The sequence below is a fragment of the Nocardia testacea NBRC 100365 genome, assembly GCF_000308775.1.
Classification (GTDB): Bacteria; Actinomycetota; Actinomycetes; order Mycobacteriales; family Mycobacteriaceae; genus Nocardia; species Nocardia testacea.
The window spans coordinates 41675-53133 of sequence record NZ_BAGJ01000264.1; the positions used below are offsets into that span (position 1 = coordinate 41675).

Here is an 11459-nt window from a genome sequence, read left to right on the forward strand (position 1 = left end):
GGGCGGCACCGGTGTAAACACCGGCCGCCCGGACGAGGGGTGTCGAATGCATATGCGGCGTCTACCCCGAATCCTTCCGATCATGCACGTCGACGCGAAACCGCACCGGCCGCCACGCCTGCGATCCGGCGACACCGGAACGCGAATCCGCCGCCCTCGCCGCCGGGCCGCTCGAGCCGCGGGACATCGTTCACCGACCGGCCCGCGCCGGAGCGATCGCGGGGCCGCCGACTCCGCACTGCGGCAGGCAGTCCACCCGCTCCGGTTCGAGAGCCCGCCGCGGCGGCCGCAGCAGCACCCCGGCCAACGCGGCGCCGGTGAGCAACAGACCGGCACAGATCCACATGGCGACACCGAAACCCGAGTCGAACGCCGCGGGATCGTCCAGCGCACCCGAGATACCGGCCAGTCCCGGCAGCGCCGCCACCGCGAGCAACTGCGCCGTCCGCGCGACCGCGTTGTTCACCCCGGAAGCGATTCCGGCCTCGCTCGCCGGCACCGCGCCGAGGACCGCGCCGGTGAGCGGGGCGACCAGCACCGACAGCCCGAGACCGAAGACCAGGACTCCGGGCAGCACATCCAGCGGATAGGAGGCGCCGGGGCCCACCCGCTGGAGCAGGAGCAGCCCACCCGCGGCGAGCAGCGGCCCGCAGGTCATCGGCAGGCGCGGCCCGTGTCGCTGTGCCCAGCGCCCTGACGGCGCCGAGAGCGCCAGCATCAGCAAGGTCACCGGTAGCGTGGCCAGCCCCGCGAGCAACGGCGAATATCCCGCGACCACCTGCAGTTCCAGCACCAGCAGGAAGAACACACCGCCGAGCGCGGCGTACACCGCGAGAGTGACCAGATTGGCCACCGTGAAGACCCGGGAGGCGAACAGCGCCGGCGGGACCAGCGGATGGTCGCTGCGCACCTCGATCAGTACGAATACCGCCAGTAGCACCCCGCCGGCGGCCACCAGTACCGGAAGTTCGTCGATCAGCCCGAGCGTCAGCGCGCCGAGCGCCGCGGCCACCACCAGCGCGCCCGGGAGGTCGAGCCGGGCGGCCGCGCGCGGGTCGCGGCTCTCGGGCACGTGTCGCAGCGAGACCAGCACGACGACCGCCACCAGCGGCACATTGAGGAAGAAGATGGACCGCCAGCCCGCCACCTCGATCAGCCAGCCGCCGAGAAACGGGCCGAGCGCCCCCGCCACCCCGCCGAACCCGGACCACAGCCCGATCGCCGCGCCCTGGTCGCGGTGGTCGATGGAGGCGGAGATGAGCGCGAGGCTGCCCGGGGTGAGCATGGCTCCGGCCACGCCCTGTAACACCCGGGCGGCCACCAGCATCTCGATGTTCACAGCCGCCCCACACAGCAGGGACGCGACAGCGAAACCCACCGCACCGGCGACGAAAACCTTGCGCCTGCCGAAGCGGTCCCCGAAGGATCCGCCGAGCAGGATGAACGAGGCCAGTGTCAGCGTGTAGCCGTTGAGTGTCCACTGCAATCCGGCGACATCGGTATCGAGCGCGGTGCCGATACGGGGTAGCGCGATATTCACGACAGTGGCATCCAGGGAAGCCACCGAGGAACCGAGCACGGTGGCCAGCACGATCCAGCGGCCGGCCGCCGACCCGAGACGGGGCAGCTCGGTGGGGTTCACGTCACCGAAGATACGGATCCGGAGCGGTTCACGGCGGCGCGACACACACCGGCCCGTGCGACGAGATCGCCACAGCGCACCGCCCCGCCCTGCCGGGCGGCAGGGCGGGGCGGGGGTGGACCGGGACGAGCGTCGCTTCCGGTCACATCCGGGCGTAGCGGGCGCAGGCGAAATCGTAGAGACCGTAGGCGGCGATACCGAGCCCGGCAGCGACCAGCAGCACCGGGCCGAAGGGCTGAGCGCCCAGTGTTTTCAGCGCGGCGTCCAGGCCACTGGCCTTACCGGGGTCGGCCTGGAACACCGCCACCAGCACGAGCACACCCGCCCCGGCAATGGCCGTGCCCTTGCTGAGGTAACCGACGGTTCCCAGCCTGCGCAGCAGCGTGCTGTCGGTCCGCAGTTCCTTCAGGAACCGCCGGGTGGCGCCCTTGTAGATGTGGTAGATCCCCACTGCGATGATTACCGCGCCGACGAGGACGAGGACGATCTTGCCGCCGGTACTCTGCATCATTCGCGCCGACAATCCGGCGTTCTTACCACCGCTCGAGCTTCCGCTTCCGCGGACGAAACCGTACGCGGTGATCGCGTAGCCGAAATAGACCACGGCCACGGCGAACGCCTTACCGCGGTGGAACAGATCCGATTTGCGGTCCTCGTCACCCTTGGTACGCGAACCCAGAGCCGCTTCCGTCAGCCGCCACAGCGCCATGAACACGAAAGCCGCGATAGCGATGACCAGGGCGGGGACACCGCCGGGTTTGGCGGCCAGCTCGGCCATGGCACCGGACTGATCGGTGGTGCCGCCGCCACCGAAGGCGAGGCGTACCGCGAGATAGCCGATCAGCAGGTGCACGAGCCCGGCCATGACGTAACCGGCACGGGCGAGACGTTCGAACACGCGACTGTCGGTGACACGGTGCACCGTGGAAACCGGCCTGGATGTGGAAACCTCGATCATCTGGCCTCTCTTCGTACCGGAGGCGTGCGACCGGACAGTACCGGAACCGGTAACGCGAGCCCGGGCCCCGGATCGGCGCCGACCCGAAACCGCTTCTCGCGCTCGCCGGTTCGCTGCCACGCCTCCTCGAGCGAACGGAACGTTCAGCAGATACCCGGGAACAGGAGGGTGAAACGGTACGCCTCCAGATGATGGCGCGAACACGTCACCATCCGGGCCCGGCCAGGCCGAAGTCACCACGGCCGCCATCCCCTGGCCGCCACCGATACACATCGTCAGCAGTGCCGTGCCACCGCCGCGCCGCCGCAATTCGTACAACGCGGTGGTCAGCATGCGAATACCGGTGGCGCCGATGGGATGCCCGAGCGAAATGCCGGATCCGTTGACGTTCACTCTGTCCCGGTCGTCCCAGCCCCATTCGTGCAGCACGCCGAGTACCTGGCACGCGAACGCTTCGTTCAATTCCACCAGGTCGAAGTCCGCGAAACCGTGGCCGGTAGGGTCGGCAGGTGCCCGACACCTCGGCAGTGGCCGCCTCGACCCCCGCGGCGCGGCGGATCCGCGACTGGGCCGACAGCGGAGTTCCCGCACTCACCGGTTGGCCGGACGGACCCGCACTGGTACCGCCAGGTGCCGCGGCCACCGTCGCCCGCGCGCATACTGCCCGGATCGCGGCGCTCACCGGCGGACGGGTCCGGCTCGACGGCGCCCGCCTGCTCACCGAGCGCGCCGCCTTCACCGGCGCTACCCGCGGCGGCACCCGCTCGGCCGGGCGGGCCTGCCGCCTGCTACCCACCGCCGACGGCTGGGCCGCGGTCAGTTGCGCGCGGCCCGATGATCCGGTTCTGCTCGCCGCACTGGTCTGCCAGGACCCGGTCGACGATCCGTGGCCCGGAGTGCGACAGTGGCTACGCGCGCACACCGGTGCCGAGCTCGCCGAGCGCGCGGAGTTGCTGGGCGTCGCGGCGGGACCCATCGCCCCGGTACCGGCCGAACCACCGCAACCCTCGGAACCCCGCCCGGTGAACGGATTGCGTGTGGTCGATTTCAGCGCCCTGTGGGCGGGCCCGCTGTGCGCCCACCTCCTGGGGCTCGCGGGTGCGCGCGTGATCAAGGTGGAAACCCCCACCCGCCCCGACGGCGCCCGCCGCGGGGACCCTGGTTTCTACGGGTTGCTGCACGGCGGTCACGAATCCGTCGTCCTCGACCCCGGCGACCCCGTACAACGCCGCGCGCTGCGCGAACTGGTGACCTCCGCCGATATCGTGATCGAGGCGTCGCGTCCGCGCGCGCTGGCCGGATTCGGGCTCGATGCCCGGGCATTCGCCGATTCCGGCGGCACCTGGATCTCGATCACCGCGCACGGGCGGGCCTCGAACCGCATCGGCTTCGGGGACGATATCGCCGCGACCGCCGGCCTGGTGGCCCGGGCACCGGACGGCACACCCCTGTTCGTCGGCGACGCGATAGCCGACCCGTTGACCGGCCTGACAGCGGCCGTCCTGGCGATGTCGGCTCCGGCCGGCAGCGGCGGTCGCCTCTGGGATATCTCGATGTCGGCGGTGGTGGCCGCGACACTCGACCCCGCGGCCACCGCGACCGTGCCGATCGAGGAGTCGCAGATCGTCGCGCCGGCCCGCCGTGCGGCCACCGGCACCGCACCCGACAGCGGCCGCGATACCGGCGCGGTACTCGCCGAACTGGGTGTGCGGCTCGGATGACGGATCTGCTGATCCGCGACGCGGAAGTCTCCGGCGGGTCGCGCACCGACGTCCTGCTCCGCCGCGGCGTGGTCGTCGCGCTGGGGACGGATCTGCCCACGGCCGGAGTCCCGGAGCTCGATGCCGGGGGCGGCGCCCTGCTGCCGGGATTACACGACCATCACCTGCACCTGCACGCACTCGCGGCGGAGACGGATTCGGTCCGCTGCGGGCCGCCGCGGGTGCACACCGCCGCCGAACTCGCCCGCGCGCTCGCCGCCGCCCCCGGCGATGGCTGGATTCGCGGGTTCGGCTATGTCGAAACCGTGGCCGGCCTGCTCGATTCGGCGGCGCTCGACGCGCTGCACAGCACCCGTCCGGTGCGCATCCAGCATCGCAGCGGCGCGCTGTGGGTACTCAACTCGGCCGCCGTGGACCGGGTCGGCCTCGACTCCGCGGACGAACCGGGTGTGGAACGCGATGCGGCCGGCCGGGCGACCGGCCGGCTCTGGCGCGCGGACACCTGGCTGCGTTCGCGGCTACCGGATACCGGCCCGCCCGATCTCGCCACGGTCGGCGCGCGACTGGCCGGCTACGGGATCACCGGGATCACCGACGCCACACCGGATCTGAGCGCCGAATCCCTCGCCGCGCTCGGCGCCGCGGCGGCCGCGGGAAGCGTACCCCAGCGGCTCACGCTGCTGGGGGTACCGCTCGGCCGGACCGGCACGGCCGGGGTGGCGACCGGGCCGTACAAGATCGTCCTCACGGATTCGGGACTGCCCGAGATCGATACACTCGTCGGCACGGTCCGGCGCTCGCACGAGCTGGGCCGACCCGTCGCGGTGCACTGCGTGAGCCGGGAAGCGCTGCTCGTCCTGCTCGCCGTATTCGACGAGGCAGGCACGATCGCGGGCGACCGGATCGAGCACGGTGCCGTCGTACCGGCCGAATCCCTCGATGTCCTGCGCGGTTTCGGTGTCACCGTGGTGACGCAACCGGGTTTCGTCGCCGACCGCGGCGACGACTATCTCGGCCGGGTGGATCCGGCCGACCTGCCCGATCTCTACCGGTGCCGCAGTATTGCCGCCGCCGGCGTGGGGTTGGCCCTGTCCAGCGATGCCCCGTACGGTCCACTCGATCCCTGGCAGGTGGTCGCCGCGGCCGTGTCCCGGCGCGCACCCGACGGCCGTATCGTCGGTCCGGGTGAAACCCTGCTGCCGGCGGAGGCGCTCGGCCGCTACCTCGCGCCGCTGCACGACCCGGGCGGCCCGGCGCGCACAATCGCTCCGGGAATCGCCGCCGACCTGGTACTGCTGGACCGGCCGATCACCCGGCAGCTCGCGGAACCGGCCGCGGCGGCGGTACGAACCACGATCATCGGCGGACGGATCGTGTTCGATCGATAAACCGCCGTGGATCTGGATGTTCTGTGCCGCACACAGACTCAGGCATTCCGCGCCTGCGCCTTGGCCATCACCGTGCCCAGGGGGGACTCGGCGTTGTCCTCGGCGGCACACAGGGACGTGTACATCACGGTGGCCTGGCCGCGTCGATCCCGATCGCCACATCGACGCATTTGGTGTTCGACCGCCAGGCACCTGCGACCGAACCCACCGGGCCCGCCGCGCCACTGCTCACAGCACACACCTCTCGCCCCGGCACGGCCGCTACTGCGCGCGCGGGCTTACGCCTCCGGCCCGGCCCCCTCGGAGATCTCGTCGACCAGCCCCCACGCCCGCGCCTGCTCGGCGCCGAGCGCGATACCGGTCACGAACAGGTGCAGCGACCGCCAGCGGCCGATCCGGCGCGGCACGCTCACCGTGCCCCCGGCCCCCGGGATCAGACCCATCGCCACTTCGGGTAAGCGGACGACGGTATCGGGTGCGGCGACCACCCGGCCGGCGAAGGCGGAGAGCTCGATCCCGGCTCCCACGCAGTGCCCGTGCAACCGGACCTCGATGCGGTCGGCGAGCCGGGCCATCAACCGGGCGGCACCGCCGCGGGTACGGATCAGATGCGCGGTCGCGATATCCGGTGTGTGACCGAACTCGTCCAGATCTCCCCCGGAACAGAACGACGCCCCCGCGCCGTCCAGGACGATCCGGTCGAATGCCTCGGCCATGATCGCGGTACGCAGCGCCTCGACCAGGCCGTCCCGCAGTGCCGTCCCATAGGCGTTGCGTCGTTCCGGACGGTTGAGGGTGATCCGCAGGGTGTCGCCCTCGGCCGACAGCAGTACCGGCGCCGTCTCGGGTGGTGGCGGCAGCGGCCGGCCCAACCGGCGTCGTTCGTCGAGCCAGGCGCCGAACTCGGCGCCGCCCTGCAGGGTCGAGTACGCCAGCGATTCCACATCGATCGCCGCGTCCGGCGGCAGGTTCTCCGAGGCGCGCAACACCTGTGCGGCGATATACGACGCCTGCGGACACCGTCGCACGCAGGCGAGGAAATCGGTGCGGGCCCGGTCGAGGTCCGGCACACCCACGACCGAGCGGTCCGCCGTCTCGGCAGGGGCATAGGTGAGGTCCAGTGCGGCGGCCAGGGGCGCCAGGTCGGGGCCGATCGCGCCGGAGCAGACCCCGAGTGCCGGGCTGCCCCACGCGGCCATCCGGGCGGCAGCGGCTCGCGCGGTCGCACCGTCGGCGCCGTCCAGATCGACGATCAGCAGGGGCTCCCGCAGCGACACCGGATCCAGAGCCGATTCGAGGAGAGCGCCACCGGCCACTTCCGCCGCGGTAAGCATTCGCACGTCCATATCCACCGTCCCTGACTTCCTCCCTCGGAACGTAGCAGGGGCGAAACCCTTGCCGAGCGTGCGCCCGGGCGAGGGCGGTACCCGCCCGGAGCAACGGCCGCGCACGCGCGGATCCGGAGTGTGAGCTTTGCGTTCCGGCTGATCGCAATCCTGTCCGGTCCGGCGGGCACACGCTTGGATCGAAGTCAGCGACTGCTGGTCGCCGTAGACACGTCGGCCGTTCCACCCGGAGCGGTACCCGGTCGAAGTCGTCACCGGGGAAGACATCTCGGAGGAGCACCACATGGCAACGCAGGCAACCGCGGCGACCGACAGCGACACGTTCCGCGCCGCATGGCAGGAGTGGCATCGGCAGCAGGAGGCCCGGCTGGCCGATCCGCACGGATTCCTGGCGATAACCGGTCTGCACTGGCTCACCGCGACACCGCAGCGGTTCCCGGACGCGCCGGGCGCCTGGTCCACCGGCGCCGACGGTGTCACCGTCGTTCTCGACGCGGGCGAGGAATTGGTGGTCGACGGAACCGTCCGGCGCGGTACGCACAGGTTCGGCACGATTGCGGAACGCGACGGCGTCGAGGCGGTGTGGGGCGAGGCCGTGATCGAGGTCGCCAAACGCGGCGGGCACGATATCGTGCGCCCGCGGCACCCGGACAACCCGTTGCGCAAAGGATTTCGTGGCACACCCGCCTACGCACCGGATCCGAGATGGGTGGTCGCCGGACGCTACACCGCGTTCGCCGAGCCGCGGCCGACCACCGTCGGCGCGGCCGTGGAAGGGCTCGAACACGTCTACGACGCCCCCGGGCGGATCGACTTCGAGTGGGCCGGGCAGGCATTGGGATTCACCGCTTTTCCCGGGAAGTCGCCGGGCGCGCTGACGGTGCTGTTCACCGACGCGACCTCCGGAGTCACCACCTACGCCGCCAACCGCGTCCTGCAACTACCGCCCCCGGACACCGACGGCACGGTGACCCTGGACTTCAACCGGGCCGTCAACCTGCCGTGCGCCTACACCGATCTGGCGACCTGCCCACTCCCCCCGGCGGAGAACCGGCTCCCGGTCGCGATCGAGGCGGGCGAGAAGATCCCTTACGAGCGCAGCTGACCCGATGAGTGCGCCCATTCCGCTCGAGAACCTGTCGTTCCTGACTCCGGGCAACTACCCCGACGAAGACCCCGCCGCCGGGCTCGAGGACACCCTGCGCCTGTTCGAGTTCGGCGAACGGCTCGGATTCGACGGCGCCTGGATCCGGCAGCGTCATCTCGAGCACGGCGTCGGGTCGGCGGCCGTTTTCCTTGCCGCGGCTGGACAGCGGACCCGTCGTATCCAACTGGGCACCGCCGTGATCCCGATCGGCTACGAGAGCCCGTTCCGGCTGGCCGAGGATCTGGCCATGGCCGATGTATTGTCCGGCGGACGACTGCAGCCGGGCTTCAGCGCGGGCACTCCACCGCACGCCGAGCTGATCGGGGATCTCGTCTTCGACGGCGACTGGCGCGGTTACGATCTCTCCTACGGTCGGATCGAGCGGTTGATCGACAATTTGCGCGGCGACTACCTGGGCGACCCGGACACGGTGATCCACTCACCCGGCAATACGCAACGGCCGCGGCTGCAGCCGCACGATCCGGGGCTGGTCGATCGGCTCTGGTATGGCGGCGGGAGTACCCGGTCGATGCGCTGGGCCGGTGCGCACGGATTGAACCTGCTCACCGGCAATATCGTATTCGGTGAGCACAGCGACGATTTCATCACCGCACAGCAGGGCCTGATCGCGGAATACCGCCGCCGGGTCGACCCGGCCCGGCCGGCCCGGGTCGCGGTCGGCCGGGTGATCGTGCCCTTCGACAGCGCCGACCGCGCCACCCGCGAACGCTACCGCCGCTACGCGGCCGGGCGATACGAGCGGACCCGGGCACCGCAGGGTGAGCGGCGGATCCTGTTCGCCCCGGATCTGGTCGGCACCGCCGAGCAGATCCTCGATCGGTTGCGCGCCGATCCGGTCGTGGCCGCCACCGCGGAGCTGCGGCTGGAGCTGCCGTACGAATTCCATCGCGGCGATTACGAGCAGATACTGCACGACACCGTCGAGCACATCGCCCCTCGGCTGGGCTGGCAACCCGCGACCGAAACTGGTCTGACCACTTGACCTCTTACCAATAATGGGTCTACCGTCCGGGTATGGCATTGAAGCGGATCGCCCGCCGGTCGGTTCCGGACGAGATCTACGACCAGCTCGTCGACGACGTTCTCACCGGCGAACTCGCCCCCGGCTCGACCTTGCCCGCCGAACGTCAGCTGGCCGAGGCACTGGGCGTCTCCCGGCCCACCGTCCGCGAAGCGGTACAGCGACTCGCGCGGGCCGGACTGGTGGAGATCCGCCAGGGCGGCAGCACCACCGTCCGCGATCCGCGCCGCTCCGGCGGCCTCGAACTGTTACCGCGATTGATCCTGCGCGACGGCCGGCTGGACCACTCCGTAGTGCGCAGCATTCTGGAGACTCGTGCGACCCTGGGCCGCGAGGTCGCCGGCCTGGCCGCGCGCCGGGCCGGTCCGGCGGCCGGGCCGGCGCTCGCGGCCGCGGTGAACACACTCGCCGACCGGGACGATCCCCTGGCCCGCCAGCTCGCGGCCCTCGGGTTCTGGGACCACCTGGTCGACGCCGCCGATTCGATCGTCTACCGCCTGCTGTTCAACCAGCTGCGGACCGTCTACGAACCCGCCATGGCCGCCCTCACCGGCGTCATGGACGCCGAGGTGGGGCAACCCGGCCGCTACCGCGCGCTGGCCGAGGCCGTCACCGCCGGTGACACCGATTCCGCCCGCACCCGCGCCGAGGCACTGTTGTCACTGGCCAGCACGGAATTCGATACTCTCCTGCACCGATTGGATCAGACGTCATGAACCTTCCGCATGCGCTGCGCACCCGGCGCGGCCGGCACACCGAGATCGACCGTCTCGCCCAGGGGCGCCTGGCCGCCGACGAGGCGAGATCCGCCCGCCGCACCCACGAATCGCTCGCGGATGTGTTCACCGCCTTCCGTCACGCACCCTCGCCGTGGGTGATCGCCGCGCTGCTGGTCACCGCGGCCACGATCCGGATCCTGATAGGCGACTGGCAGCTCGCCGACGCCCTGATTCCGGTATTCGTGGTGGCCGCCTTCCCCTTCGTGGAGTGGATCATCCACGTCTGCGTGCTGCACTGGCGGCCGCGCACCCTGGGCCGGTGGCGGATCGACTCGCTGCTGGCGCGTAAGCACCGCGAACATCATGCCGATCCGCGGATCCGGGAACTGATCTTCATCCCGTGGCAGACCTTCCTGTGGCTGCTGCCCGCCCTGGTCGCCATCGCCCTGCTGGCCTTCGGCCGTCCGGGACCGGGCCTGACCTTCCTGACCACCGTGGGTGCGCTCGGACTGGTGTACGAATGGACCCATCTCCTCGTGCACACCGACTACCAGCCGCGCGGCGCGCTCCTGCGCGCCGTGCGGCGCAACCACCGGTTGCACCATTTCAAGAACGAGCACTACTGGTTCGCCGTCACCACCGCCGGGACCGCGGACCGGGTCCTGGGCACCTATCCGGATCCTGCCTCGATCCCCAACTCCCCCACCGCGAAAGCTCTGCACACGCCGCAGGTCACCTAGCATTCGGCGCTGTCGGCGGCACCGTGCCGACGGTAGGGACCTCCGCCGGACCGGACTCGAACGTGGCACCGCCACCGGCAGAACCACCACGGCACGACCTTCCGACGAAGTGGTCACGCGGTACCGGATGCACGACCGCAATCGCCACAGGGTAGTAGTGAACCCACAGCTTCACGGAGTTCGGACGGTGCACATTTCGGCGTGCACCGCCGGGCAGCCGGTTCTTCTGCAGGTTCCACCCCCAATTTCCGAGGATGGCGTATGCACCGATTTCCCGGCCAGGACACGAGCACGGCACCACACGAGATCGCCTGCCGTATCGAGGATCTGCTCGACGAGCAGGCCCGGGTGGTCGATGAGCTGCTATCGGCCGAGACGGCCTACATCGAAGCGGTGGCCGCGGCCCGGGAAGCCGGTCTGCTGCGCCGGTCAGAGCTGATGGAGGCCCATGACCGGTTGCAGGGTTGGGCCATCTCCAATTTCTCGAATCGCTGGCGCCGGCTCGTCGGCCCGGATCCGACAGGTGCGCCCGCCGCGCTGCCCGGCGTCGGGGAACACGCACGACCCGGGTATCACCGGAACGATGAGCGGTATTCCTGAACCGAGCCGTCCGATGCGTCGATTTTGCATCGCTTTGCGCGTACGCTGAAGACCAGCGTGAATACCGAACGGCGGATGATCCAGCTCGTCCGTCCGCTTCCGAAAACCGGAGCGAACGGCGCAAGTCATCGAACAAGGAGACCATCATGCTCCATC

General features: G+C 70.6%; 10 protein-coding genes and 1 pseudogene. 7 read left to right on the top strand and 4 right to left on the bottom strand.

Annotated elements, in window-relative coordinates:
- Window positions 1-190: 190 nt before the first annotated feature.
- The 3 genes and pseudogenes from ON38_RS28895 to ON38_RS38300 all read right to left on the bottom strand — a co-directional run.
- Complete coding sequence (locus ON38_RS28895) at window positions 191-1642, bottom strand: MFS transporter (RefSeq protein WP_039828261.1); 1452 nt, start codon at window positions 1640-1642, stop codon at window positions 191-193.
- Between the two features lie 142 nt (window positions 1643-1784).
- Window positions 1785-2600, bottom strand: coding sequence for a DUF1206 domain-containing protein (locus tag ON38_RS37720; protein ID WP_039828262.1), 816 nt, complete (start codon window positions 2598-2600; stop codon window positions 1785-1787).
- 243 nt (window positions 2601-2843) lie between these two features.
- Window positions 2844-3191: pseudogene (locus tag ON38_RS38300) on the bottom strand (acetyl-CoA C-acyltransferase); the annotation flags it as partial.
- Between ON38_RS38300 and ON38_RS28905 the strand changes: the two are divergent.
- Both ON38_RS28905 and ON38_RS28910 read left to right on the top strand, forming a co-directional pair.
- Complete coding sequence (locus tag ON38_RS28905) at window positions 3110-4321, top strand: CoA transferase (RefSeq protein WP_245564329.1); 1212 nt, start codon at window positions 3110-3112, stop codon at window positions 4319-4321. The pseudogene ON38_RS38300 and the gene ON38_RS28905 overlap by 82 nt on opposite strands.
- Entirely contained in the window at window positions 4318-5709 is a 1392-nt protein-coding gene (locus tag ON38_RS28910; RefSeq protein ID WP_039828239.1) for an amidohydrolase family protein, read from the top strand. The genes ON38_RS28905 and ON38_RS28910 overlap by 4 nt, the downstream gene beginning before the upstream one ends.
- 278 nt (window positions 5710-5987) lie before the next feature.
- Here ON38_RS28910 and ON38_RS28915 read toward each other — a convergent pair whose 3' ends face one another.
- Entirely contained in the window at window positions 5988-7055 is a 1068-nt protein-coding gene (locus ON38_RS28915; RefSeq protein ID WP_039828264.1) for an enoyl-CoA hydratase/isomerase family protein, read from the bottom strand.
- Between the two features lie 283 nt (window positions 7056-7338).
- Between ON38_RS28915 and ON38_RS28920 the strand changes: the two genes are divergently transcribed.
- The 5 genes from ON38_RS28920 to ON38_RS28940 all read left to right on the top strand — a co-directional run bounded on the left by ON38_RS28920 (window position 7339) and on the right by ON38_RS28940 (window position 11303).
- The gene (locus ON38_RS28920; protein WP_039828241.1) at window positions 7339-8160 is read left to right on the top strand and encodes a DUF1684 domain-containing protein; all 822 of its coding nucleotides are present in this window, start codon (window positions 7339-7341) and stop codon (window positions 8158-8160) included.
- A gap of 4 nt (window positions 8161-8164) precedes the next feature.
- A complete protein-coding gene (locus ON38_RS28925) occupies window positions 8165-9205 on the top strand; it encodes an LLM class flavin-dependent oxidoreductase (RefSeq protein ID WP_039828242.1) in 1041 nt (346 codons plus the stop codon).
- 32 nt (window positions 9206-9237) lie between these two features.
- Window positions 9238-9960 (top strand): FadR/GntR family transcriptional regulator, encoded by a 723-nt coding sequence (locus ON38_RS28930; RefSeq protein WP_039828243.1) that lies wholly within the window; start codon window positions 9238-9240, stop codon window positions 9958-9960.
- Window positions 9957-10703, top strand: a complete 747-nt coding sequence (locus ON38_RS28935) for a sterol desaturase family protein (RefSeq protein ID WP_083873178.1) — start codon at window positions 9957-9959, stop codon at window positions 10701-10703. Before ON38_RS28930 ends, ON38_RS28935 begins: the two co-directional genes overlap by 4 nt.
- Window positions 10704-10964: 261 nt before the next feature.
- Window positions 10965-11303: a hypothetical protein gene (locus ON38_RS28940; RefSeq protein WP_039828244.1), complete on the top strand. Its 339-nt coding sequence runs from the start codon at window positions 10965-10967 to the stop codon at window positions 11301-11303.
- The last annotated feature ends 156 nt before the right edge of the window (window positions 11304-11459 follow it).